The following is a 25,185-nucleotide window of genomic DNA, read 5'->3' on the forward strand; positions in this document are numbered from 1 at the left end:
AAGCTGAAATCGAGGAGATGAAGAAGAAGCTCACGCCCGAACAATACGACGTCTGCTTCCTGAAGGGGACGGAGCCTCCGTTCTCCGGCAAGTACACCTACAACAAGGAGCCGGGCACGTACGTATGCGCGGTCTGCGGCAGCAAGCTCTTCTCGTCAGATAGCAAGTTCGAGTCGGGGACGGGCTGGCCCTCGTTCGACCAGCCGATGGAAGGCGACGCCATCGAGTACACGGACGACTACTCTTACGGGATGCGCCGCATCGAGGTGACGTGCAAGAACTGCGGGTCGCACCTGGGGCACGTGTTCGACGACGGCCCCACGGAGACGGGGAAGCGCTACTGCATCAACTCCCTCTCGCTGGGCTTCATCCCGAAGGCGAAGGCGGGCGGCGAGTAGGGCGTCGGCCGGAGCGGCCTAAAGCGTCATCTCCCCTTCGACGGGGCGGCCGGCTTCCACGTCGTCCAGGAACTCCAGCACCGCCCTGTTGAACGCCTCCGGCTGGTAGCCCGCGGTCCCGTGGCCGGAGTCCTTTATCAGGACGAAGCGGCACTCGGGGATGAGCCGCTGCATGACGCGGCTTGGCGATTGCAGCGGGTCGCGGTCGCCGACGATGATGAGCGTGGGCGCGGTGATCTCCCCCAGGCGTCCCTCGAGGTCTTCCTGCTCCATCAGGGCGCGCCACCCGCCCCGGAGCCCGTGCGCCGTCTGCTGGCGCACACTCTGGAGGTACGACTTGACGACAGGGTGCGTCCGCGGAAGACGTTCGAACGGGACGTGACGGGCGAGCACGAAGACCTCAGGCGCCACGTTGCGGAACAGGAAGCGCCGCAAGGACGACGGCTGCGCGCCCGCCGGCCGGTCGCCGTGGAGCGCGTAGTTCCGCGCGCTCGTATCGCAGAGCAGGAGCGCTTTCACCCGCTGCGGGTGCGTGAGCGCAAACCGCAGCGCGACGCCGCCGCCCATCGACAGGCCGCCCACGTAGGCGGTATCGATCCCCAGATGGTCCATCAACTGGCGCTGGTCTTCTGCGTACTCGTCGAGAGTGTACGACGAGAGGTCGCGGGGCGCCTCCGTGCGGCCGTGCCCGCGCATGTCGTACACCACAAGCCGGTACTTCTGTGAAAAGGGCCTGATCTGCTCCGCCCACATCTCGAGGCTCGCCCCGAAGCCGTGCGCCAGCACCAGCGGGTCGCCCTCTCCGTGCACCTCGTAGTGAAGCCTTATGCCGTTGACAAGCGCATCTGACATGTCTTCCGCTCCGTTCAAGTCGGTCCAGCGGAATAGTAACCCCGCCGCGCTGCCCAGTCCAGCCGTCGGCCTGTTCTTTCGTTCCGTGTTAGAATTCGCCTGATGAGGCCCGCCTGCCGCTGTCTCTTGAAGGCGGGCGATCGAGCGGGAGGGCGCGGTGACCGAAAGCGAAGCCCAGGCGATGAAGTTGCTCGACGAGTTCATGGCGACCTTCAACGCCCGCGACCCGAAGGCGCACGCCGCCACCTTCAACTACCCGTCGGTCCGCCTCGCGAGCGGCAGGGTCATCGTCATGAACGGCCCCGAAGGCATCCGGCCCGAGATGTTCGATTGGCTCGTCTCGCAGGGCTGGCACCACAGCGCCTGGGACCACCGCAGGGTCATCCACAGCTCCAGCGACAAGGTGCACTTCGACACGCGCTTCACCCGCTATCGAGAGGATGGGAGCAAGCTCGGCACCTACGACTCTCTTTACGTCGTCACCAATCAGGACGGACACTGGGGAGTCCAGGCGCGCTCTAGCTTCGCGCCCTGACGCGTCCCCCCTGACATCGTTGTCGACCAGCGGCAGAAGGAGGTAAGAACACGATGAAGGCGGCAGTCTACTACGAGACGGGTCCCCCCAGCGTCTTCCGCTACGAGGAACTGCCCGATCCCCAGTGCCATCCCAGCGGCGTCCTCATCGACGTGAAGGCGGTGAGCATCGAGGGCGGCGACACGCTCAATCGCGCCGGCGGCCCGATGGCGTCGCGCCCCCACATCGTCGGCTATCAGTGCGCGGGCGTGATCCGCGAGGTGGGCTCCAACGTCAGAGACCGCTCCGTCGGCCAGCGCGTGGTCGCGACCATGGCATACGGCTCGCACGCATCGATCGTGTCGGCGCCGGCGGCCGCGACGTGGCTTGTCCCTGACGGGCTCGACCTGGAGCGCGCCGCGTGCGTGCCTATTCCCTTCGGCACCGCCGACGATTGCCTGTTTGAGTTCGGCCATTTGAAAGCGGGCGAAACGGTGCTCATCCAGGCCGGCGCAGGCGGCGTCGGGCTGGCGGCGATCCAGCTCGCGAAGCGGGCGGGCGCAACGGTGTTCGCCACCGCGTCCAGCGACGAGAAGCTGCAACGGCTCAAGGAGTTCGGCCTCGATCATGCGATCAACTACGTCAGCGAGGACTTTGCGGCGGCGGTCGAGCGGATCACCGACGGCCGCGGCATCGACCTGGCCATCGATTCGGTGGGCGGCAGGGTGCTGACCGGCACTCTCAAGAGCCTCGCCTATCGGGGAAGGGCGATAAGCGTTGGCCGCGCAGGGCGCAGCGCTGAGGCGCCGGAGCTCGGCTTCCTGGCGCAAGGCAACCGATCGCTGACCGGCGTCTCCTTCGGCCTGGAGAGGGCGAGGAACCCCGAGCGCGTCGTCCCGATGGTAGCGCGGCACCTGGAAGACGTCGCCGCGGGCTCACTTCGCGTCGTCATCGACCGCGCGTTCCCGCTATCGGAGGCGGCGGCAGCCCACGCCTACATCGAGAGCAGAAAGGCGTTCGGCCGGGTGCTGCTGATCCCGTAGACATTCCCTGACGCGGCGGCTGCGAAGCGTCGGGAGCGCGCGAATGTCCCGCGTTACGTCTCGCTGCTAGCGGCCGCGCAAAGAGCGTCCCCTCACGATAAGCCCGGCCCCTGTCAGCAGCAGCACGGAAGCCACGCCGATCGTCACCCAGATGATCTGGCCGGCGTCGCCGTCACCCAGGCCGGGGAACCTCTTCACCTCTCTGACCGGCGTCCTGACCGGCGTGACCACGTGCACGGGAGGCGCGCTCGTGGGGGTCCGGCTGGGCGCGAGGGTGGGAGTCGGCGTGCGCGCGGCGGGCGTGACCCTGCGCACGAACGGCGTGGGGGTGCGTGTCGGCGTCTCCGCCTGCGGTGTGTTTGTCGCCGTGGCCGTCGGTGTGTGGGTCGGTGTTGTCGGCGTGTGAGTCGCCGCCGGCGGGACGGGCGTGTTGGTGGCGGTTGGCTTGGGAGTGGCGGTGGCTGTCGGCGGGATGGGGGTGTGGGTCGCGGTAGGCGGGACGGGGGTGCTGGTGGCCGTCGGCGGGATGGGGGTGTGGGTTGCGGTAGGCGGGATGGGCGTGCTGGTCGCGGTAGGCTTGGGGGTGTGGGTCGCGGTAGGCGGTACTGGCGTGTTGGTAACGGTCGCCGCGGGAGTGCTCGTCGCCGTCGGCGATACCGGCGTGCTGGTAGCGGTCGCCGTGGGGGCGCCGGTGGGGGTGGGGGCAATCGTTTCGGTGGGTTCCGGCGGGACGATCCCGCCTTTCACCTTGAAGTTGTCGGTCTTGATCTGATCGCGCGGTGGGCCGAACCCCGGGTCGGGAACGTACCCGATCTGCTGGCCATTGTCTTCGAGCGGCGAGGGCGTGGCGTCGGGGTCGCCGCCGCGACTAACGTAGGCGAGCGTGGGAACCAGCCACGCCTTGTAGGCGCCGCCGCTGTTCGGCGTGTCGAGGAACGGCATCAGTTGCACGACGATTGCCGGCGGCCCGTGGTCGATGTCGGTGTTTGTGTCGTGCCGGCCGCTCGCTCCGGCGATGCCCTGCACGGCACGGGGGTCATACAGAGGTGTCGGCGGGTCCTGTCTCGAACAGGGCGTATCGTGAGGCCCGTAGGTGCGCCCGATCGATACCAGCTCAACGAAGACGCCGTCCTCGACTCTGACCTCGCGGCAGGCGGCGGGGTCCTCCGAGAGCAGCACCGCTCCGGAAGGGTCGGTCACCTGGAAGTAGTAGTTGCCGTCCGGGAGTCCCGCAGCGCCTTTGGGAGCGTGAGGCCCGGGGCCGCCGTCCAAGTACACGTCCAGCTTGCTGTCATAGCGGACGTTCTCATCGACAACTGAGCCGTGAGCGGTGGTGGTGAAGATGGCGCCTGAGAGGGGAGCGGCGCCGCCTCCTCCTCCCGTGAGGTTGACGACGACGGCGACGGCAATGATGGGGAGCGCGAGGATCGTAACGATGCCGGCAGCGAACCTCATGTGTACCTCCTTGCACGTGCGGGACGCCTGCTCTCAGAGGGAGGGAGCGGGCCCGTTTCCCAACGGCATCTTGCGAAGGACAGGCGCGAGCGCTCCGCGTCCTGCGGCCGGGGGCGGACGATACGCCTTCCCGGCCTTCAAGGGCCGCTCTCGGAATGCTTCGCTGCCTGCACCACAACGGCGGGGGTGACACCGGCCCGGATGCCGTACATCGGCCGGATAGGCGGGGGCTACCGGATTGCTTCGGGAAACCGGTCGGTACTCAGAGCGCGAACCAGCAGATGGCGCAGCGTCGCGCGGGCCTTCCGTCGCCCGGATGGACGCGCGGCGGGGAATCTTGAGGATGAGCCACCAATCCCTCAGTATAACCTCGCATAACCGATTGTCAAGCGGCGGCCTCGTCGGAAAAGCCGGTGATGCGGTCACCGGCTCTTCCGTATCAAGTCAGTGTGATCCGACAGGCTAGGCCAGCATTTTGGGAACGTTCCTCAGGATGGTCTCGGCCTCTGCGACGATCTGCTGCACCATATCGTTCACTTTGGGCATGTCGTTGATGCGCTGTGCCACTTCGCCGGCGGCCATCATCGCCTTCTCCTTGTTGCCCTCGAAGGTGGCCTTGATCGATTCGATCTCGTACATGATCAGCGACATGTCTATCGTCGTGTAGTCGTCCGGGGTACCGAGGAAGACGCCCGGCGACTTCTCGAGGGTGTTCTTCGCGTGTTCGACGCTGCGGGGCGTCTTCAGCCAGCGGGCAGGGCCGACAAAGCCGCGGGCGATGAGCGTTCCCCTGTCTTCGGCCTCCACGACGCCTTCCTTCCAGATCTGATGGAAGTCGCTCTCCTGGGTGGCCAGGAAGCGCGTGCCCATCTGCACGCCGTCAGCGCCCATGACGAGCGCGGCTGCCAGCGTCTTGCCATCCGAGAACCCCCCGGCGCCGCAGACCAGCGTATTCTCGTCCGAGACCGTCTCTACGACGGCCGGGAGCAGGACCATCGAGTGGACCGGCTCCCAGGATGTGTGGAAGCCTCCCTCATGGCCGGAGGCTACGATCACGTCCACGCCCGCTCTCTTGCAGCGCTGCGCCGCCCGGACCGACGGTACAACGTGCATCCAGGTGAACCCCGCGCCCTTGATCTTGTCCCCCCAACCGAGGGGGTCGCCGGCCGACGTGAAGATGACTTTGAAGTGCTTTGCGATCTCCGGGTTCTCCTGCCGCACCCTGATCGCCGTGTCGACGATGACCTCTGCGGCTGCTTTCATTTCCGCCGACACCATGACGTTGATGCCGAAGACCCCGTCCTTGTCCTTGACCAGCCGGTAGGTCCGCTTGAGGCACTTCTCGAGGACGGTGGGCATGTCGTCGTCCTCGCTTGCCTCTGCGGTGCTCACCCACGCCTTGTAGACCCATGGTTGCGTGTTCCTGTCGACGATGCCGCTGGTGGAGAGCAGCCCCAGCACGCCGGCGTTGGCGGAGGCGACTCCCAGGTTGTTGTTGCTGAAGGGCCCCATACCTGCCTGGATGATGGGGTACTTGATGCCGATTAGGTCGCACAGTCTCGATTTGATCATTAGACGCTCCTTTGCGTGTTCGTGCTCACCCTTTCAGAGGCGGCTGTCCGGCGGGGTATATATTAGCGGCAGGAAGCGGTAATAAGACAATAGGGGCGCGAGGGCCACGACCCCCTCTAGTCCCACGCTGAGAATCGAGAATGAGAGCCGCCTTGGCCGCGGGTTTCAGTTCCCGCCGCGTCAACGTACGGAGCAGACAGGCCGGATGCCGCGGCCTACTGCTTCATGCGTTCACTGTAGTCCTTGATTAGCGCAGTGGCGGCGCGGGCGGCGTCATCCAGGGCCTTGTCGGGCGGGGCGCCTGTCAGGATCACGGACTCCAGCGCAGGGGCGATGACCTCCCAACGGATCTTGGCGAAGGGTCCGACGATGGCGCCCTGGGTGGCGCGGTTGCGGGCGCCCTCCTGGAGATGCTCGGGCGCCACGCGCAGGTAGGGGTATTCGGCCTCCGCCGCCTGGGCCTCGGGCTCATCGTAAGCGTCGCTCCGGATCGGGAAGTAGCCGGAGCCGACATACCACTCGGCTTGCTGCTTGGGCTCCGCCAGGAACTTGATGAACTTCCAGGCCGCTTCCTGCTCAGCCGCGGGCCGGGCATTGACTATCCATAGGGAAGCGCCTCCGACAACCATGCCCCCTTCCGCGCTCTGGGGCGCCGGCATCGGCCCCACTCCAAGCTCAACACCCTCCACACCCGCCTCCACCGCGTCGAAGACGGCGCGGAGCGCTGCGGTGGACCCGATGGTCATGGAAGCGCGGCCGGAACTCACGGCCAGCAGAGCGTCGGCCCCGCTGGGGTTGCGGCCGACGTTGAAAGCAAGGCCGCTCGCTACCATATCTGCCCACCACTCGAAGATGGCCTTGCCTTCAGGGCCGTTGAAGACCGCCTCGGTGGCGCGTCCCTCGCGGCCGTTCCCGTTGTCGACGAAGAGCGCGCCCGCGTTGGCCAGCATCTGCTCGAAGTACCAGGGGCTGATCTCGAGGGCAATGCCGGAGCGGGTGATATTGCCGGCCCCATCCTTCTGCAGCAGCTTCTCGGAGTACGCCTTCACCTCCTCCAGGGTCCGGGGCGGCTTCTCAGGATCGAGGCCGACCTCGCGGAAGTCGGTCTTGTCGTAGTAGAGGATGGGGCTGGAGAGATTGAACGGCATGGAATAGAGGCGGTCGCCGACGCGGTAGTAGTCGAGGACGCGGGGCTCGAAGCTGGAGAGGTCGTAGTCTTCCTCGTCTATGAAGTCCTGGACGGGAGTTATCGCCTCGCTATCGATCATGAGCTGGGTGGAGATGTCCTCGATCTGGACGAGGGCAGGGAGCTCGCCGGCCCGGCCCAGGCTGGCCAGCACCTTGTTCAGGGAATCGTTGTAACTCCCCTGGTAGACAAGGTTGACCACGACCTCGTTCTGGGAGGCGTTGAAACGCTGCACCAGGGCCTTGAGAGTCTCCTCTCTGGCCGTGGTCATGGAGTGCCAGAACTGGATGCTGACGGGGCCCGCCGCCGTCGGCTCGCGCGTCGCTCCCTCCTCTTCGTCCTCCCCACCGCAGGCGGCGAGCGCCAGCGCCAGGGCCGCTACACCAACAAGGGTCAATAGTTTCTTCATCGTTGCCCCTCCTTGCAGGACGGGCCGCAGCCGTACCAGCCGACTCCGCTCGCGCTGCCCCGGCCGGCGGCCTCTGTGTCTTTACCCGCGCGCTGCCCCCTTCCGGCCTGTCTGCCGGACGGCGGCCGAGTGTGCTATCCCTTAAGGGCGCCCTGCATCAGCCCTCGCACCAGTTGCCGCTGAAAAAGAACGATGACGATGAGCATGGGCAGCAGGGCGATTATGGTGCCTGCCATCACCACGTTTAAAGAGTCGATCTCCTGGGAACTCAGGCCCGCCAGCCCGATCTGCACTGTCCGGTAGGTATCGGAGTTGGTGACCAGAAGCGGCCACAGGTATTGGTTCCACGACTGCAGGAAAGCAAACACGGCCAGGGTTCCCAGCGCCGGCTTGGAGAGGGGCAGCACCACGCGCCAGAGAAAACTCAGATGGCCGTAGCCGTCGATGGCGGCGGCATCGCGCAGCTCGAGAGGAATGGTCATGAAGTGCTGGCGCATCAAGAAGGTGCCGAACGCAGTGGCCAGGAACGGGATCGTCAGCGCCTGGTAGGAGTCCAGGCTTAGGATCATGCCGTCCACCGCTGCGCGCCACGCAACTCCGCCCGCGAGAATCCCGGCGACCACGCCAAGAAGTACAGCGACGACAGGCGTCGGCACACGTCCGCGGGCAAGGCCGCCCCTTCGGAATGCGCCGGCGAGCAGCGCGGTGACGCCGGCTGCCACCGACAGCCCGACGAGCGCGGCAACAGCCACCGCAAGGCCCGCCGGAGGATCGCCCATCATCTGCACTGTCTGGAAGTTCGGGATGATAGACGCCTCCCATGGCACCATGAGGGTTGACAGGAAGAGGACGAAAAGGAAGTTGCGCAGCGGAAAGCGCATGAAGGCGAAGGCGTACGCTGCCAGAACGGAGGTGGTCAGCTGGCCAATGGTGATGGCGCCGGACTGGATGAAACTGTTGAACATGTACCGCCCCAGCGGCACGGCCTCCATGGCTTTCTTGAAGTTGACGAACTGGGGATCGGGAGCGAACAGCTTCGGCGGGTAGGAAATTGCATCCTCCTTGGGCAGGAGGCTCGCCACCAGCGCCAGGTACATGGGCAGGATCACGATTGCGGCGCCGAGGATCAGCAGGGCGTACGTCGGAGCCACACGTGCCACACGGCCGTATTGGGTGCGAAACCTCATCGGTAGAAAACCCGCCGCTCCAGGAAGCGGAGCTGAATGAGTGTGAACGCAAGCATCAACAGGAAGAGAGCCACAGCCTGCACCGCCGCCGCACCGTACTCAAAGTTGATGAAAGCGTCGGTGTAGATCGAGTAGACGATGACATTGGTAGCGTCCAGAGGGCCACCCCGCGTGAGAATGTGAATCTGCCCGAACGACTGGAAAGCAATGATCGTGGAGACGACGACGACGAAGAGGAGCGCTGGAGACAGCATGGGCAGCGTGATGTGCCGCAAGAGAGACCAGGAACGGGCGCCGTCCACGCGCGCGCTCTCATACAGCTCCTGGGGGATGTTCTGGAGGGCAGCCAGGAGCACCAGGGTAGTGAATCCTATGTTCAACCAGATCGTCGTTAGGGACACAGCCATGAGAGCCGGACCGCTGTCCCAGGTCGCCTTCCACTGCGGGTCCGTTAGCCAGTTGACGCGGGGCAGGTCAAACTGGCCCAGCATCCAATTCACGAAGCCGGAACTCGGGTTCAGAAGCATCAGCCACATGACGGCCGCCACCGCCACCGACGCGGCGATGGTGGAAGAGAAGACCGTGCGAAAGAAGAGCGCACCCCGCAGGCGCTGATTGGCCAGCAGCGCGAACACCAGCCCCAGCACCAGACCGGTCGGCACGGTGTACAGAGCGAAGAGGAAGGTCACCAGCAGGCTCTTGCGAAAATCGTGCGACGTCAGCACTTCGCGGTACTGGTCGAGGCCGACGAACTCCTGGCCGCGCCCGAAGGGGTCGCTGACGAAGAAGCCGAGGTAGGCCGACTTGAACAGCGGGTAGAAGATAAAGCCGCCGAAGAGAAGTATCGAGGGCCAGAGAAAGAGCATGCCGCCCCCGAGTCGGGAGAGCCCTCCCAGCCAGGGGTACCTCCGTCTCAGGGGGATCCGCGCCGGAAGGGCCGCCGCCCGGGCATCGCCGCTCCTCATCAGGCAAGCCTCTGCCCACCGACCCGGTCGAAGAGGTGGAGGTTTTCGATCGGGACGTTGAGATGGACTGTTTCTCCGGGCGTTATCCTCACGCGGGCCTCCAGGCGGGCCACCACTGTGGCATCCCCGATCGAGAAGGTGACGTGGGCCTCGTTGCCCAGGTATTCCACCAGGTCCGCCACTGCCCCAAGGGTTGCCGACACGGCGCCGCTCCCCTCACTGCCGGTCACGTACAGGTGCTCAGGCCGCACGCCGACCCAGATTTCGCCGCCCGAAGCATTTCGGGCCCCATCGGCCTGCTGCGGACTCAGCCGGAAGCTCCCCACTTCACTACTTGCGAAGAGTTCGCCGTCGCGAGTCTCCAGGCGGGCCGGAAACATATTCATGGCCGGGCTGCCGATGAAGCCGGCGACGAAGACGTTGGCTGGCCGGTCGTACACTTCCTGGGGCGGCCCCACCTGTTGGAGTACGCCCTGCTCCATTATCGCGATGCGGTCGCCCATGGTCATGGCCTCCACCTGGTCGTGGGTGACGTAGATGAAGGTTGTCTCGAGCAGGCGGTGCATCTTGACGAGCTCGCCCCGGGTCTGGACCCTCAGTTTGGCGTCCAGGTTGGAAAGGGGCTCGTCCATCAGGTAGACCACCGGCCTCCGGACGATCGCCCTTCCCAGAGCCACGCGCTGGCGCTGACCGCCGGAGAGCTCGCCGGGCTTGCGACGGAGTAGGTCCCCGAGTCCGAGGTTCTGCGCTGCCTCTTTCACCAGCCTGTCGATCTCGCGGCGATGCAGTCCCCGCATGCGGAGCCCGAAGGCGATGTTGTCGTAGACGGTCATGTGAGGGTAGAGGGCGTAGTTCTGAAAGACCATGGCGATGTCGCGGTACATGGGTTCCACATCGTTCACCACCTGGTCTTTGATGAGAATGTTCCCCCTGGTGGGCGTTTCCAGGCCGGCCACAATGCGAAGCGCCGTTGACTTGCCGCATCCCGAGGGCCCCAGGAGAACAATGAACTCTCGGTCGTAGATGTCCAGCGAGAAGTCCCTAACAGCGACCACCTCGCCGAAGAACTTGCTCACGTTGTCAAAGGTTACGAGAGCCATGATTCGCAAACCGTGTCGACAGCAGTGGTCCGTGCAGGTTCAGCCGTGCGTGAGGCCACAGTACTAATCGTGTCTGCGGCGGTCAAGCGGCCCCCCATGCGTTACGGACGAGGCATCGGGTCCCGGCCTCCGTAGTTGCGTTAGCGGCCCATGCGTTCGTTGTACTGCCTGATGGCGTCGTCGGCGTTTCTGGCCGCAGTCTCCATCGCGTCGTCAGGGCTGGCGCTTCCCGACAGCATGCTCTCGATGGCGCCCCTGACGGCGTCGCGCACCTGCTGGAAGGGCCCGATGAGCGGCCCCAGCGCCGCGGTGGTAGTCGCCGTCTTGGCGAACAGCGCGACGGGGACGTTGAATTCAGGGTATTTGGCGATAGTCTCCTTTGCGGTCGGCAGGTCGTAGGCGGAGTTGCGCACGGGGAGATAGCCGCTGCCGGCGAACCATTCGGCCTGCTGTTCCGGTTCCACGAACCACTTGATGAACTCCCAGGCTGCATCGCGCTCTTCCTGCGGGCGGGCGCTCATTATCCAGAGCGATCGCGAGTACACGCCCGGCGAGCCTTCGGGAACCCTGCCGGGGATGCCCGGAATCGGCGCAACGCCGAGATCGACGCCCTCAATCCCCGTCGCCAGAACGTCGAAGATGGAGCGCAAAGCAGCGGAGGTGCTGAACACCATGACCGCTTTCCCGGCGCCGATGGCAAGCAGCGCCTGGGCCCCGGAGGGGTCCCAGCCTACGTTCAAGGCAAGGCCATCGTGCACCATGCCGTGCCACCACTGGAAAAACTTCCGGCCGGCTTCATTGTCGAAGCGGGACTCGGTGGCGACTCCGGCGCGGCCGTTGTCGTTGTTGACGTAGAGCTCCCCTGCCCCCGCCTCGATCACCTCCATGTACCAGGGGTGGATCTCGAGGGCGAAGCCGTGGCGGGTAACGTTGCCCGCCGAGTCGCGCCGGACAAGCTTCTCTGATACGGACCGGGCCTCGTCGAGGTCTCTCGGCGGCTGGTCTGGGTCCAGTCCCGCCTCCCGAAGGGGTATCTTGTTGTAGTACATGACGGGTACGGCAAGTCCGACGGGCAAGGCGAAGAGTGTGCCGTCAACAGTGAAGTACTCGATCGCTGCCGGCGCGAAGTCCGACAGGTCGTAGTTGTCGCGATCAACGTACTCCTGGAGGGGAGTAACCTGGCCGCTATCGATCATGGACCCGGTGTAGGGCTCCGACTGCCAGGCGAGGGTGGGAACGCTCCCTCCCCGCATGCTGGCAATGAGCTTTGCCGCCAGTTCATCGTCGCTGCCCTGGTAGACGGCCTGAACCCGGACCTGGTCTTGAGAAGCGTTAAAGCGCTCCACAAGCCAGGCCAGCGAGTCATTGTTCGACGCGGTCTCCGAGTGCCAGAGTGTGATGGTGACGGGGCCGGGCGCGCCCCCGTTGCCGGCAGACTCGTCGTCTCCGCCGCAGGCCGCGAGGAAGACTCCGACCACCAGAGCAAGACCTGCCGCCACGATGCCGAGTCGCCTCATGATTCACCTCCTGCGCAGCCCATTCTAACCCGCCAGCCGGTACGGCCAATACGACTAGTATTCGATGCGGTTCGCCTCGATCAGGTCGCGGTACCAGTAGCCGCTGTCCTTGATCGTGCGCTTCTGGGTCTCGAAATCGCAGTAGACCAGCCCGAAACGCTGCCAGAAGCCTTCAGTCCACTCGAAGTTGTCGGTGAACGTCCAGTGCTGATAGCCGCGCACGTCTGCCCCCTCGGCGATGGCCCTGCCCAACGCGCCGATGTAGCGTTTGAGAAAGCTAATGCGCCTCTCGTCGCGGACGCGTCCGCCGGCATCCGGGCCGTCGCGATAGGAGCAACCGTTCTCGGTGATGTGAATCGGCAACTGGTAGTCGCGCCAGACTCGCTTCACGAGCTGGTACAGGGACTCGGGGGCAACCTCCGACCCGAAGTCGGTCCGCTCCGCGTTCTCCGGCTCAACGGATTTCGTTCCCTGGTTCGGGTCGTCAGGATTGTCGGCCACGATCATCCGCGTGTAGTTATTGATGCCGATGAAATCGAGCGGGGTCCGCACCGCCTCCATATCGCCGGCCCGAATGTCCATGCGGTGCGCGACGTTGCTCCGGAATGCACTCGGATACTGCCCCTTCAGCGCCGGCTCGATGAACCAGGTGTTCGTGAACCCGTGGAAGCGGTCGGCAGCCGCCAGGTCCTCGGCCTTCTCGCTGGCCGGGCAACCCCAGGTCATGCTGAAGGCGGAGCTCAAGCCATCCACCTTTCCTGTTGCCCGCATCGCCCGCGCCGCTTCGGCTTGGGCCAGGTTCACGATGTGGGTGGCGCGCAGCATCAGATCGGGGTCGGACAGAGCAGGCGGATGAACCGCGACCCCGTATCCGGCGAACGTGAACACCCAGGGCTCGTTGAAGATCAGCCACTTCTTCACGCGGTCGCCGAGGGCGTCGACGACGGTTGCGGCGTAATCCGCGAAGTGGTGGATGATTTCCCTGCTGCCCCAACCCCCTTCGTCCTGCAAGGCCTGAGGCAGGTCCCAGTGGTACAGAGTCGGGAACGGCGTGATCCCCGCCGCCAGCAGCTCGTCGACCAGGCGGTGGTAGAAGTCGAGGCCCTTCTGATTGAGAGCGCCTTTCCCCGAAGGGAACACGCGCGGCCACGAGACGCTGAACCGGTAGCTGCGGAGACCCAGCTCCTTCATAATGGCAACGTCTTCTTTGTAGCGGTGGTAGTGGTCGCAGGCGACGTCTCCGGTGTCGCCGTTCCGGATCTTCCCCGAAGTGTGGCTGAACCTATCCCAGATCGACTCGCCCTTGCCGTCCTCGTTCCATGCCCCTTCGACCTGATAGGAAGAGGTGGCGCATCCCCACAGGAAGTCTGCTGGAAGATCAACCGTCGGCATGTCTTCTCCTGTTTGTCATCGTCGGACCCCGACGCGCGGGGCTTCCTGCCGCTATTTGCCGCATCGATTGTGGACGCACCCGGGCGGGTTCAGTAGACTGGACGCACCGCAGGTGACAGGAGGCCAATCGTGACGAAGATCGCCATGATGGGCGCGGGCAGCGTCGAGTTCTGCATGCGGCTTGTGCAAGATGTCCTCTACTACGATTCCCTGAAGGACGCCCACATTGTGCTGATGGACATCGACGGCGTCAAGCTCAGGACGACGCTGAAGGTCATGGAAAACATGCGGGAGCAGCACGGATTGACATGCACGTTCTCCGCGACAACCAGCAGGCGCGAGGCGCTGAAGGGGGCGGACTTCGCGGTGGTCATGATAATGGTCGGCGGCCTGAAGGCGTACGAGCTGGACATCTCCATCCCGCTCAAGTACGGCGTCGACCAGTGCGTCGGCGACACCATCAACCCCGGCGGCGTGTTCAGGGGGCTGAGGCACGTGCCCGCGATCTGGGAGATGCTGATCGATGCGGAAGAGGTGTGCCCCGACGTTCTGTTTCTGAATTACGCCAACCCCATGGCAATATGCTCGTGGGCGATGCAGAAGACGTTCCCCAACATCTCATTCGTGGGGCTCTGCCACGGCGTCCAGCACACGACGAGGCTGCTCTGCGCGTGGCTCCGTGTTCCGGAGGAGGAATGCGAGACTCAGGTTGCAGGGATCAACCACATGGCCTGGTTCTTGAAGATGACACACAAGGGGGAAGACCTCTACCCGCGGTTGTGGGCCAAACTCGACGCGGAAGGGCCGATCAAATTCGAACATTACCGCTTCGAGATGATGAAGGCCACCGGCTACTTCATGACCGAGTTGCCCGGCCACCTGTCGGAGTACCTGCCCTACTTCCGTCATAGGGAAGACTTGAAGGAGTTGTTCGGCGGACCGTGGCTGTTCGGCGAGACGGGCGGCGACCTGAAGTTCCAGCAGCGGACGCATGAGGACTACGCAGCGCGGATGCGGGCGATGGCCTCCGGGGAAACGGCGGTGCCGTACGCGCCGGGACGTAAATCGGAGGAATACGCGGCCGACATCATGAATGCCCGCCTTACCGGACAGGTCTGCCGCTTCGCCGGCAATGTTCTCAACAAAGGATTCATCACCAACCTCCCATGGGACTGCTGCGTCGAGGTGCCGGTCTTCGCAGACAGGAGCGGCCTTCACCCGACCTTCGTGGGCGACCTGCCGAAAGTCTGCGCATCGCTCTGCCGTTCGAACGTGGCCGTGCAGGAGCTCGCCGTCGACGCCGCCCTGAACGGAGACTTTGAAGCCGCGTATCAGGCGTGTCTGCTCGACCCCTTGACAGCGGCAACGCTTGCCCCGCACGAGATACGCGACATGGTGGACGAGATGTTCGAGGCGGAAGCCGAGTGGCTGCCGCAGTTTCAGGGAAAGAAGAACACTTTCCCCGGAGCGACGGTGGACCGCGTCAGGACGGGCGCAAAGGAACTCAGGACGGGCGAGCATGTGTACCCCGTTCTCTTCGCCCGCGGCGACCGGATTTGAGGCGTGGTTGCCGTACGGGCACGCGAATGCTAGTTTTCTCCCGTACCTTCAGCGCGCCACGGAGAGCCGATGAGCGAACTGCGCCGCGATCCGCTGCGCGGCGAGTGGGTTGTCACCGCCACTCACCGCATGGAGCGTCCCCAGATGCCGGACGAGTGGTGTCCCTTTTGCCCCGGCTCCGGGCTCGTGCCCGACGACTACGACGTCTACCTGTACAGCAACGACTTCCCCTCGTTTGCCAGTCCACCGCCGCCGATGAGCGTATCGCCCGGGCCGGGCAGCGTGTGGGACGCCAGGCCGAGCTGGGGCGCCTGCGACGTCGTGCTCTATCACCCCGACCACGACCGCGACTTTCTCGACATCGACATGGGCCATCTCGTCAAACTTGCCGCGCTGTGGCAGAAGCGCTACCTCGAACTGTTCCAGAACAAGAGGGTCAAGTACGTGCTCATCTTCGAGAACAGCGGGGAAGAGATCGGCGTCACCATCCCCCATCCTCACGGCCAGATATACGCCTTCCCGCTCGTCCCGCCTGTGCCCGGGGCCGAGATGAGGCGCGCGAAATCGTTCAAGAGACGGACGGGACGCTGCCTTCACTGCCGCCTCATCGAAGAGGAGGCGAGGGACGGCAGGCGGATGGTCTTCGATGAGAACGGATGGGCGGCGTTTGTTCCCTTCGCCGCCCGCTGGCCGTACGAGGTCCATCTCTACCCCAGGCGCTGCGCCGGCCACCTCGGCGAACTCTCTTATGAGGAGCTTCGAACGATGATGTCCGCCATTAAGCGCCTCCTTGCTACCTATCGCAACTACTACCAGCGCGCCTTCCCCTACATGATGCTCTTCCACCAGGCGCCGCCGCGGGGCAGCGTGGGCGAGGGCACCCATATGCACATCGAGTTCTGCCCGATCCGACGCAGCCGCGAGAAACTGAAGTACCGGGCCGGCTGCGAGACGGGGGCGGGCATCTTCATCAACGATAGCCATCCCGAAGAGAAGGCCGCCGAGCTGCGTTCCCTGCTCGCCGGCCCTCACGACTAACCCGGCAGGAAGGCGGATGCGCCTGCGAAACGAGATCGTCCGTCTGTTCCACGAGAGGTACGGGGCGGCGCCGCAATTCGTCGCCTTTGCGCCCGGACGGGTCAACCTTATCGGCGAGCATACCGACTACAACGACGGCTTCGTCCTGCCGATCGCCATCCAGCTCGGCGTCTACGCTGCGGGCTCCCTGACCGGCGACGGGACCGTCGAAGCCATTAGCCAGCAATTCCCGGGGGAGATTGCGCGCTTCCCCGTAGGCAGCGAACCGGAGGGCGGCGGTTGGCAACGGTACCTGGGCGCCGTGCTGGCGGAACTGGCGGAAGTCGGCGTGCGGCCGGCGGGCCTGCGCCTGCTCGTCGCCGGCGACATCCCCCTCGAAGTGGGCCTCTCCAGTTCAGCCGCGTTCAGCGTGTGCACAGCGATGCTCGTCAGCGCTCTCTCAGGCCGTGCCTGGGACGATAGAGTGGCTCTCGCCCGGCTGTGCCAGAGGGCGGAAAACCGCACCGGCGTCATGTGCGGACTAATGGACCAGATGGCGAGCTTGCTCTGCACCGCCGGCAGGGCGATGTTCCTCGATTGCCGCGACCTGCGCTACGAAATGGTCCCGCTTGGCGCTGACCTGGCCGTGCTGGTGGGCAACACCGGAGTGAAGCGGGCGCTGGCGAACGGCCGCTACAACCGGCGGCGCGAGGAGTGCGAGCAAGCGGCGGGGATCTGTGGTGTCCCTTCGCTCCGCGACCTCACCCCGGCCGGTCTGGAGAGCTGCCGGCAGTCACTGGGTGACCTGCTGTACCGCCGGGCCAGGCATGTGGTCGACGAAAACGAACGCGTCCGGCTGTTTGTGGAAGCCCTGAAGGCGAACGACGCGCCGCGGGCCGGCGAGCTCATGAGCGAGAGCCACGCCAGCCTGCGCGACGACTACGAGGTGAGCTGCGCGGAGCTGGATGCGATGGTGGAGGCGTTCATGCAGGCAGGGGCGCTCGGCGCGCGCATGGTTGGGGCGGGCTTCGGCGGCAGCGCTATCGCCCTCGCCCCGGCGACAGATGCGGCCGCCTACGTTCCCGCCGCCGCGCGACTGTATCGGGACAGCACAGGCATCGACGGCGACTTTTACGCGATCACCGCCGGCGACGGGGCGTGGTGCCGGCCAGGGCGCGGAAGGAGTTAGCGGAACGGCGCGCGGCCCGTTAGGTCGGAGGCAGCGCGGATCTTCTGGCGGAAGGAGGGAGGTCGGAACCGCCTGAAGTCGCACCTCGACGGGGCGGTCGACCCCGAGTCCGCTTCTGAGGTTGGTGGGTCAAAAAGACGAAGACCGCCCCGAGAGGCGGATTTTGAATCTAAAATCGGGCTCTGGAGGGCCGTGAGGGATTCGAACCCTCGACTCCCGGATTAAAAGTCCGGAGCTCTGCCGCTGAGCTAACGGCCCCCCAGGCTCAATACTAGGCAACCCATGCGACCCTGTCAAACAGACCCGCGCGCGGCGTCGCGGCAAATGGCGGAGCGAGGGCCATAGTGGGAACAGCGCGTCGCGGGTGGGCGGGCCCGCCTGACGGCAGGCAGGTGGGAGGACCAGGGGCTTCTCACACGCAGGCGGCAGCGGCTGCCCTAAGCCCGGCCGAGCGCAGCAGAATGGGTGCGTCCCCTACGTCTTCTCGAGGGGAATGCCCACCCGACAGAGCGGACACTGCGACGCATCATAAGACGGGAAGACAAGCTCCAAACAGGCGAAGAACGGCACTCCAAAGTCGACCTTTCCGCCCGTCCGGTCGACAAGCACCGCGACGCCCACCGGCTCGCCTCCCGCTTCGCGTATCGCCTCCAGCACGTCGCGGATGCTCCCGCCCGTCGTCAAAACGTCGTCCACCACCAGCACGCGCTCGCCGGGGTTGACCACGAACCCCCGGAGAAAACGCCGCCCTGAATCGACGGACTCCGCGAAGATGCCCCGCACGCCAAGCTGACGCGCCACCTCGAAGCTGAGGATGATGCCGCCCGTCGTCGGGCCGGCGACAAGCTCGATCCCCGCATCGCGGAAGCGGGCAGCGATGAGGCCGCACAACTTCTGCGTGTAGGCGGGATGCTGCAACACCTGAAACTTCTCGACATAAGCGCCGGAATGACGGCCGGAGGTGAGCTGGAAGTGGCCTTCCTTGAACGCGCCCGACTTGCGGAACAGATCGAGGACTTCCTCATCGCTCAAGGCGCTGCCTCCGGCGCTACGGTTGGCTCAGGCGTCGCAGGCTCGTCACTTCCCAGCGGGTCGATGTCCGGGTTCGAGACGAGTCCGAACGAAGAAAACGGGAGATACGAAATCCACGCCTGCCCGATGATATGCTCCTCCGACAGCATCCCCCAGGAGTGAGAATCGTAGCTATTGTTGCGGTTGTCACCGAGAACAAAGTAGTGCTTGGGAGGCACCGTTACCGGCCCAAAGTCATAGTGCATGGGACCGTTTATGTACGGCTCTTTAAGCACCCTCCCGTCTATATACAACAGGCCCTCCTTGATCTCCACCGTTTCTCCCGGCTCAGCGACTATTCGCTTGATGAAGTCGCGCGTCGGCTGGCTGGGGAAACGGAAGACCACCACGTCGCCGCGCCGCGGCGCGCGAAAGATGTACTGGTACGGGTCGTCTCCCGAATCGAAAAACGGCAGGAAATCGAGGAAGCCCAGGTTCACTTTGAAGTAGATCGCCTTGTTTATCAGTAGGTACTGGCCGTCGTGCAGCGACGGCTCCATGCTCGAGCCCTCGACGCGAAAGTTCTGCACCGTCGCCCGCACGGCGAGAAAAATGAGCAGCGCGAGGATGAGGGTCTCCGTCAGGTCCCGCGCCAGACGCCCGAGGCGGAGGCTAAGGGGGGCCTTCCTCTCGATGGTGACGCCCGTCGCGTCCGCCCGCCCCAGGGGAGAGAAGCTCGCCGGCGAGCTGGTGTCTGTCGACCACACGAACTCGACCTTTGGGTCGGCTTCGGGCACAGGGTCGGGAACGGCCGGAGGCGTTTCGGGCTCCGGCCAGTTGTATGTGTCGGGGGTCGGTTCGGGGAATTGCTCGCGGCCGTTTTCCATAAGTACTCCTGATTATAGCACGTCGATACCTTGACAACTCGATGATCGGATGATTGTCCGCCCGCCCGAATACCACTATCGCGCCCGATACCGATCTCTCTGCTAGAATGGGCACACTGTCGAGAGTCGAAGCTGAGGGGCTGTTGGGACCGGTCTCCGCGGACGAGGCGGCGCTGGTAGCGCGAAGCAGAGAAGGCGATCTTTCCGCCTTCAACGCGCTGGTCGAGATGTACCAGGGCCAGGTGTACAACCTTTGCCTGCGCATGCTCGCATCGGCGGAAGCGGCGGAGGACGCCGCCCAGGACACCTTTCTCTCTGCCTACAGGAGCATCGGGCGCTACCGGGGCCCCGTCTTCCGCGCCTGGCTGCTGCGCATCGCCGTAAATGCCTGCACCGATGAGCTGCGACGCCGTCGCCGTCGCCCCCAGGTCTCGCTCGACGCCGCCACGCCCGAAGGAAGCGCTGCCCTCGAGCTGCCCGACAGCTCCGATCTGCCCGAGGAACGGGCGCTCCGCAGCGAAACGTTACGGGACCTCCAGGCGGCGCTCATGCGGCTACCCATCGACCAGCGCGCCGCCATCGTCCTCTGCGACGTTCAGGGCTTCAGCTACGAGGAGATATCGGCCTCCCTGGGCGTATCGTTGGGCACGGTGAAGTCGCGCATAAGCAGGGGTAGGAGCAGGCTGCGCCGCCTTCTGACCCAACAGGGGGAACTTCTGACCGCCCTCCATCGTCATAGTATCGAAGCGGGAATCGCAGAGGAGACCGACGGGGTCTGAAGATGTTTGAGTGGCTGAAATTGCGCCGGCACATCGTGGGCGAGGACGAGCTCTCAGCTTACCTCGATGAAGAGCTGCCGCCTGCGCGCCGCCGGAAGATCGAGGAGCACCTGCGCGGCTGTCCCGCCTGTCGGGCCCGCCTGGCCGAGCTGCGGACCCTGAAGCAAACGCTGAGTTCGCTGCCCCAGGCGGCCGCGCCCCGCTCCTTCGCCCTCACTCCGGAACAGGCGCGACGACCCGGGCAGGTGCGGCCGGCCTATGCCGCCGCTCGCGTCTACCCTGTCCTCCGTAACGCCGCCGCCGCCGTTGCCGTCCTCTTCTTCGCCTTTGTTGCCGCCGACATCTTCGTCTCGACGACCGGCGGAGAGCAGGCGGCGGAAAGAGGCGCCGCTACTTTGCAGGGCCTTCCGGAAGACATGCAAGCAGAACGCTCCCTCGCTGGCGCGGCGGAAGACGAGGCCCCCGACGAGCGGAAGGAGACCGCCCCCGCCGCCCCCGCGCCCGACGTGGCGCCTGCCGTTACCCCACCAGCGGTCGCGCCGTCGGAGGCTGGGCCGGGCGCTGAGACGACTCCGCCCGCCCTCGCGCTCACGGAGCCCGAGCCGACGGCGCCGGAATTCGCCGGACAGGAGGCAACGGTCGGGGAGGCAGGAATGGCGGAGGCGGCGGAAGAAGACGGTGGGAGCGGCTGGCTGCGCCCGCTGGAGGGCGCTCTCGGCGGCGCGGCGATAGCGCTCGTGGCGGCCGCCTTCTTCCTGCGCAGGCGCCGGCGTCTCACGTGAATCTTCCCGCATCGATCACAACGGGTTTCTAAGGAGGACATTCGCATGAACAGGAACATCGCTCTCTCGTTTGCGGCCGGCCTGCTGCTTTTCGGGCTGCTTGGGGCAGCCTGCCGGGGTGACGAAGTGACGGTGGCGACAGAACAGGCGCAGAACCTGGGCATAGCCGTCACCGGCGAGGGGAAGGCGTCGGGTCCGCCGGACGTCGTCGTGCTCACTCTCGGCGTCTCCGTGCTCGCGCCCACTGTCAAGGAGGCGCGCGATCAGGCGACCGACGCCATGAGCAAGGTCGTCGACTCCCTCAAGAGCAACGGGGTGGAGGACAAAGACATACAGACGTCGCAGTTCAGCATCTACCCCGAGTACGACTACCGCGAAGGTGAGGACACTCTGCGCGGCTACCGGCTAACCAACGTCGCGACGGCGAAACTGCGTGATATCGACAGGACCGGCGAGGCGCTCGACGAAGCGGTCGCCGCAGGTGGCGATCTTACGAACGTGCAGGGCATCAGCTTCACAATCGATGACCCGGACGAGCTTCGCGACCAGGCCCGCGAGGAGGCGGTGGCGGACGCGAAAGCAAAAGCTGAGCGGCTGGCGGAGCTGTCGGGGGTGGGCCTCGGAAAGGTGATATCGATAAGCGAATCGTTCGGCGCGCCGCCGCCCATACCGCTGGCGCGCGATGCCATCGCTGAGTCCGGCGAAGGAGCCACGCCGATCGAGCCGGGCGAACTGGACGTCGTTCTCACCGTAGAGGTTGTCTACGCGATCGATTGAGAGGCCGGGCGGAACGTGGCGAAGGCCCACCCGCCGCTGAACGAAACTTCGGGGCCGCCCACCTCCACTTCCTCCTCTCCAACAGGGCCCGACGCGGAAGGCTAAAGCCTTGCTCTGCCTGGTGCTGCCGCTGCACGGGGTTGACGGTTCGGGGAACGGGGAATACGATGGACACGGTAGAGGCTGCATTTATTTGCAGCCGGGGTAGTTTGGGAAGAGATGGAAAGCGACGAAGCCGGCGATCGTAGTTATCGCCAGCACCGGAACAGGGGAGGCGCTCTGCTCGCCATGAGCCGCTAGCGCGCGATCGGCGTGGCCGCGGCTCCTGCCGCGGCAGACCACCTCCCACAACCTAAGCACGGGGAGGTGGTTTCTTATGCCTTTCCTCAGCCAGGTGCTCGGCCGCCCCGTACTCGACCTCGAAGGCAACCAGGTCGGAGTCCTCCGCGACCTGCTCATACCGGCGGAAGTGCCTTATCCGCCCATTCGCGCCGCAGTCGTCGGGGCCGGCAAGCGCCTTCACGCCGTCCCCTGGAACAGCATCGCCTCCGTTACCCCGAAGGCGACAGCGCTCCGCCGCCGCCTCGACATCGCCTCGCTCCCCGAGCCCGGCGACGACCTCGTCTGGCTGGGGCGCGACCTCCTCGATAAGCAGATCGTCGACACGCACGGCGCCAAGCTCGTGCGCGTGAACGACCTCGCGCTCACGCCCATCAACGGCGACCTCCGTCTCGCCGGCGTCGACAGCTCGACCAGCGGCCTTCTCCGGCGGCTTGGTATCGAGTGGCTCGCCCGCATCGCCGGACGCGCCCGCCCGCGTCTCATCGACTGGCAGGAGGTGGACATCGGCCCCGCGGTGGAGGAGGTCCGACTCAAGGTGCCGTTCAGCCGTCTTCGCACCATGCCGGTGCCCGACATCGGCACCATCATCAGCCAGATGTCGCCCGGCGAAGCGGCGGACGTCCTCGAAGCGCTCGACGATAAGACCGCCGCCGATGTCCTCGCCGAGCTGTCCGAAGAGCAGCAGGCCGCCGTGCTCACGGCGATGGACCCCGAAGAGGCCGCCGACGTGCTCGACCAGATGCCGCCCGACGACGCCGCCGACGTCCTGGGCGACGTCGAAGAGGAGCGGGCCGGTGAACTGATGAGCCTCATGGCCCCGAAGGCCGCCAACGAGGTCCGCTCCCTCCTTGTCTATGAGGAAGACAAGGCCGGCGGCCTCATGAACACGAGAATGGTGACGGTGCGGGAGAGCGACACCGCCGAAGAAGTGATCGCCTACATGCGCCGTCTGGCGCCCCCCGAGGACGAGAGCTACTACGTCTATGTGGTGGACGACGAGGGCCGGCTGCGCGGCGTCCTCTCCCTGCGCGACCTCATCGTCGCGCCCCCGGATGCAGTCGTCTCGACCTTCATGCGCCGCGAAGTCGCCGCCGTCCAACTCGACGACTCGGCGGAAGAGGTCGCCCGCCAGCTTGTCCGCTACGACCTGCTGGCCATTCCCGTGACCGACGAGGAGGGCCGGTTGAAGGGCATCGTCACCGTGGACGACGTCCTCGATCTCGTGACCCCGCGTTCGTGGCGGAACCGGCCGAGGAGGATGCTGGGGTGAGATGACGAACGAGGTGATGCGACGGGTTTCCCCGGGCTGGCGCGGCCTTCTGGCCCGCCGGTTCGCGTATGTCCGCCGGCTAGGACTGTTCTTCGCCGTCATGGGGCCCGGCGTCATCACCGGCGTCGTCGACAACGACCCCACGGGAATCGCCGGCTACGCCATCGCTGGCTCGCGCTTCGGGTACGATTTCCTATGGGTGCTGGTCATCTGCTTCGTCATGCTTATCGTCGTCAACGAGATGTCGGCGCGCATGGGCACCGTCACCGGCAAGGGCCTCGCCGACATCGTGCGCGAGCGTTTCGGTGTGCGTATCACCGCCATTGTCATGCTCGGACTGCTCGTCGCGAATGCGGTGACCACCGTTGCCGAGTTCGCAGGCGTAGCCGGGGGATCCGAGATCTTCGGCGTCTCGAGATACATCAGCGTCCCGCTCGCCGCTGTTGCAGTCCTTGCCGTAGTGTTCTACGGCTCGTACCGGCGGGTGGAGAAGGTGCTGCTGCTGGGATCGCTGGTGTTCCTCGCCTACGTGATAACGGGCTTTCTGGCCGAGCCCGATTGGGGGGCTGTCGGACGTCACACGGTGGTGCCTACGTTTAGCCTCACGCTGCCGTTTCTGACGGTACTCATCGGCCTCATAGGAACAACGATCACGCCCTGGATGCAGTTCTATCTCCAGTCGAGCGTCGTCGACAAAGGGCTGGGTGAGCGCGAGTACAACGCCGAGCGCGCCGATGTCTATGTCGGCGCCTTCGCCGTTGTCTTCGTGGCCTTCTTCATCATCGTCACCACCGCCGCGACCCTCTTCACCCACGATCGGCCGGCCGACACAGTGGAGGAGGTGGCGCGTTCCCTGGAGCCTCTCGCCGGGGACTTTGCCGCCCGGCTCTTCGCCATCGGCCTGCTCAACGCGTCGTTGCTGGCGGCGGTGGTGCTGCCGCTCTCGACGGCATACGCGGTTTGCGGCGCCTTCGGCTGGGAGCGGAGCATCAACAAGGGTGTCCGCGAGGCGCCGGCCTTCTTCGGGCTCTTCGTGGGGCTGGTTGTCCTGGGGGCGCTGGCGGTTCTCATACCCGGCCTGCCCCTGCTCATCGTCATCTTCGTGCCGAACGTGGTAGGCGCCATCGTGCTGCCGCTGGTCCTGTTCCTGATGCTGAAAATCATCAACGACAAGCGGATTATGGGGCGCTGGACGAACAACCGCCTGCAGAACTTCATCGCCAGGGCGACAACAGTGCTTTTGGTGGGGTTGTCCGTTGTGTACGCCGTGATCGCCGTCCTCCAGGCGACCGGCGCCATTGACGCCTGACTGCGGCCCCCTTTCGGCGGAGCGCGTCGGGCGCTTGCGCGAGGCGTGTCTTAGGCGGATGATCTTGCCATGAGCGCATGGCGACGGCTGGTGTTGGGAGTCCTCCTGCTCCTGTTGCTGCTCGCTATCGGCGCGCTCGGCTACATGCTCATCGAGGGCTGGTCGTTCCTCGACGCCCTCTACATGACCGTCACCACCATCACCACCGTCGGCTTCCGGGAAGTCAATCCCCTGGGCACGGGCGGCCGGATATTCACCATCTTCCTCATCTTGCTCGGCGTCGGCATAGCCCTGTACATCCTTGTGGGCGTGGTCGGCATCGTTGTCGAGGGGGAGCTGGGCCAGGCCTTCGGGCTCCAGAGGATGAAGGCCAGGATAAGGTCGATGCGCGGCCACTTCGTCCTCTGCGGCTTCGGGCGCGTGGGCGAGGAGATCGGGCGGGAGTTCACGCAGCGCAAGATCCCCTTCGTGGTCGTGGAGTCGAACCCGGAGGCGATAGGGCGTGCGCGGGAGAGGGGGTATCTGCTGGTAGAGGGAGACGCGTCGTCGGACGCAGTGCTGCTGGAGGCGGGGATAGAGAGAGCGCGGGGTCTTTTAGCGGCGTCGGACTCAGATGCGGGGAACACGTACATAACGTTAACGGCGAAGGCGATGCGGCCGGAGATGCTGGTG

24 protein-coding genes and 1 tRNA gene are annotated in these 25,185 nt (G+C 65.4%); 12 read left to right on the top strand and 13 right to left on the bottom strand.

What is annotated here, in order from left to right:
• The first annotated feature begins 17 nt into the window (after positions 1–17).
• Positions 18–398: a peptide-methionine (R)-S-oxide reductase MsrB gene (msrB, locus tag QME71_03020; protein ID MDI6857269.1), complete on the top strand. Its 381-nt coding sequence runs from the start codon at positions 18–20 to the stop codon at positions 396–398.
• An 18-nt stretch (positions 399–416) separates the two neighbouring features.
• On the opposite strand, the gene QME71_03025 is transcribed toward msrB, so the two are convergent.
• Positions 417–1,250 carry an alpha/beta fold hydrolase gene (locus QME71_03025; GenBank protein MDI6857270.1) on the bottom strand — a complete coding sequence of 278 codons (834 nt, stop codon included), beginning with the start codon at positions 1,248–1,250 and terminating at the stop codon, positions 417–419.
• A 157-nt stretch (positions 1,251–1,407) separates the two neighbouring features.
• Here QME71_03025 and QME71_03030 point away from each other — a divergent pair, with 157 nt between their 5' ends.
• Complete coding sequence (locus QME71_03030; protein ID MDI6857271.1) at positions 1,408–1,785, top strand: hypothetical protein; 378 nt, start codon at positions 1,408–1,410, stop codon at positions 1,783–1,785.
• Positions 1,786–1,838: 53 nt separating this feature from the next.
• Positions 1,839–2,807 carry a zinc-binding alcohol dehydrogenase family protein gene (locus tag QME71_03035; GenBank protein ID MDI6857272.1) on the top strand — a complete coding sequence of 323 codons (969 nt, stop codon included), beginning with the start codon at positions 1,839–1,841 and terminating at the stop codon, positions 2,805–2,807.
• Positions 2,808–2,873: 66 nt separating this feature from the next.
• Here QME71_03035 and QME71_03040 read toward each other — a convergent pair whose 3' ends face one another.
• The 8 genes from QME71_03040 to QME71_03075 all read right to left on the bottom strand — a co-directional run bounded on the left by QME71_03040 (position 2,874) and on the right by QME71_03075 (position 13,590).
• The gene (locus tag QME71_03040; GenBank protein ID MDI6857273.1) at positions 2,874–4,262 is read right to left on the bottom strand and encodes a hypothetical protein; all 1,389 of its coding nucleotides are present in this window, start codon (positions 4,260–4,262) and stop codon (positions 2,874–2,876) included.
• A gap of 462 nt (positions 4,263–4,724) precedes the next feature.
• A complete protein-coding gene (locus QME71_03045; protein ID MDI6857274.1) occupies positions 4,725–5,834 on the bottom strand; it encodes a nitronate monooxygenase in 1,110 nt (369 codons plus the stop codon).
• A 215-nt stretch (positions 5,835–6,049) separates the two neighbouring features.
• The gene (locus tag QME71_03050; GenBank protein MDI6857275.1) at positions 6,050–7,429 is read right to left on the bottom strand and encodes an ABC transporter substrate-binding protein; all 1,380 of its coding nucleotides are present in this window, start codon (positions 7,427–7,429) and stop codon (positions 6,050–6,052) included.
• Between the two features lie 134 nt (positions 7,430–7,563).
• Complete coding sequence (locus QME71_03055) at positions 7,564–8,589, bottom strand: carbohydrate ABC transporter permease (GenBank protein MDI6857276.1); 1,026 nt, start codon at positions 8,587–8,589, stop codon at positions 7,564–7,566.
• A gap of 23 nt (positions 8,590–8,612) precedes the next feature.
• Positions 8,613–9,581, bottom strand: coding sequence for a sugar ABC transporter permease (locus QME71_03060; GenBank protein ID MDI6857277.1), 969 nt, complete (start codon positions 9,579–9,581; stop codon positions 8,613–8,615).
• Positions 9,581–10,681, bottom strand: coding sequence for an ABC transporter ATP-binding protein (locus tag QME71_03065; GenBank protein ID MDI6857278.1), 1,101 nt, complete (start codon positions 10,679–10,681; stop codon positions 9,581–9,583). The genes QME71_03060 and QME71_03065 overlap by 1 nt, the downstream gene beginning before the upstream one ends.
• 140 nt (positions 10,682–10,821) lie before the next feature.
• Positions 10,822–12,198, bottom strand: a complete 1,377-nt coding sequence (locus tag QME71_03070; GenBank protein ID MDI6857279.1) for an ABC transporter substrate-binding protein — start codon at positions 12,196–12,198, stop codon at positions 10,822–10,824.
• A gap of 54 nt (positions 12,199–12,252) precedes the next feature.
• Positions 12,253–13,590 (bottom strand): GH1 family beta-glucosidase, encoded by a 1,338-nt coding sequence (locus QME71_03075; GenBank protein ID MDI6857280.1) that lies wholly within the window; start codon positions 13,588–13,590, stop codon positions 12,253–12,255.
• 129 nt (positions 13,591–13,719) lie between these two features.
• On the opposite strand from QME71_03075, the gene melA reads away from it, so the two are divergent.
• The 3 genes from melA to galK all read left to right on the top strand — a co-directional run bounded on the left by melA (position 13,720) and on the right by galK (position 17,356).
• Positions 13,720–15,150: an alpha-galactosidase gene (melA, locus tag QME71_03080; GenBank protein MDI6857281.1), complete on the top strand. Its 1,431-nt coding sequence runs from the start codon at positions 13,720–13,722 to the stop codon at positions 15,148–15,150.
• A gap of 69 nt (positions 15,151–15,219) precedes the next feature.
• Positions 15,220–16,188 (top strand): galactose-1-phosphate uridylyltransferase, encoded by a 969-nt coding sequence (galT, locus tag QME71_03085; GenBank protein ID MDI6857282.1) that lies wholly within the window; start codon positions 15,220–15,222, stop codon positions 16,186–16,188.
• A 16-nt stretch (positions 16,189–16,204) separates the two neighbouring features.
• A complete protein-coding gene (galK, locus tag QME71_03090) occupies positions 16,205–17,356 on the top strand; it encodes a galactokinase (GenBank protein MDI6857283.1) in 1,152 nt (383 codons plus the stop codon).
• 183 nt (positions 17,357–17,539) lie between these two features.
• Here galK and QME71_03095 read toward each other — a convergent pair.
• From QME71_03095 to lepB, 3 genes are all read right to left on the bottom strand, one after another.
• A tRNA-Lys gene (locus tag QME71_03095) sits at positions 17,540–17,614 on the bottom strand.
• Between the two features lie 216 nt (positions 17,615–17,830).
• Complete coding sequence (pyrE, locus tag QME71_03100) at positions 17,831–18,388, bottom strand: orotate phosphoribosyltransferase (GenBank protein MDI6857284.1); 558 nt, start codon at positions 18,386–18,388, stop codon at positions 17,831–17,833.
• Positions 18,385–19,254 carry a signal peptidase I gene (gene lepB, locus QME71_03105; protein MDI6857285.1) on the bottom strand — a complete coding sequence of 290 codons (870 nt, stop codon included), beginning with the start codon at positions 19,252–19,254 and terminating at the stop codon, positions 18,385–18,387. Before lepB ends, pyrE begins: the two co-directional genes overlap by 4 nt.
• Before the next feature lie 143 nt (positions 19,255–19,397).
• On the opposite strand from lepB, the gene QME71_03110 reads away from it, so the two are divergent.
• The 3 genes from QME71_03110 to QME71_03120 are packed head-to-tail and all read left to right on the top strand — an operon-like array spanning position 19,398 to position 21,592.
• A complete protein-coding gene (locus tag QME71_03110; GenBank protein MDI6857286.1) occupies positions 19,398–20,033 on the top strand; it encodes a sigma-70 family RNA polymerase sigma factor in 636 nt (211 codons plus the stop codon).
• A 2-nt stretch (positions 20,034–20,035) separates the two neighbouring features.
• On the top strand, positions 20,036–20,815 hold the full coding sequence (locus QME71_03115) for a zf-HC2 domain-containing protein (protein MDI6857287.1): 780 nt from the start codon (positions 20,036–20,038) through the stop codon (positions 20,813–20,815).
• A gap of 45 nt (positions 20,816–20,860) precedes the next feature.
• A complete protein-coding gene (locus QME71_03120) occupies positions 20,861–21,592 on the top strand; it encodes an SIMPL domain-containing protein (protein MDI6857288.1) in 732 nt (243 codons plus the stop codon).
• A 189-nt stretch (positions 21,593–21,781) separates the two neighbouring features.
• Here QME71_03120 and QME71_03125 read toward each other — a convergent pair whose 3' ends face one another.
• Entirely contained in the window at positions 21,782–21,952 is a 171-nt protein-coding gene (locus tag QME71_03125; GenBank protein MDI6857289.1) for a hypothetical protein, read from the bottom strand.
• A gap of 16 nt (positions 21,953–21,968) precedes the next feature.
• On the opposite strand from QME71_03125, the gene QME71_03130 reads away from it, so the two are divergent.
• From QME71_03130 to QME71_03140, 3 genes are all read left to right on the top strand, one after another.
• The gene (locus QME71_03130) at positions 21,969–23,204 is read left to right on the top strand and encodes a CBS domain-containing protein (protein MDI6857290.1); all 1,236 of its coding nucleotides are present in this window, start codon (positions 21,969–21,971) and stop codon (positions 23,202–23,204) included.
• A 1-nt stretch (position 23,205) separates the two neighbouring features.
• On the top strand, positions 23,206–24,513 hold the full coding sequence (locus QME71_03135) for an Nramp family divalent metal transporter (protein ID MDI6857291.1): 1,308 nt from the start codon (positions 23,206–23,208) through the stop codon (positions 24,511–24,513).
• Positions 24,514–24,582: 69 nt separating this feature from the next.
• Positions 24,583–25,185, top strand: a 603-nt coding sequence (locus QME71_03140) for a potassium channel family protein (protein MDI6857292.1), incomplete at its 3' end; no start/stop codon positions are given.

The organism is Dehalococcoidia bacterium, from assembly GCA_030018455.1.
Lineage (GTDB): Bacteria > Chloroflexota > Dehalococcoidia > DSTF01 > JALHUB01 > JASEFU01.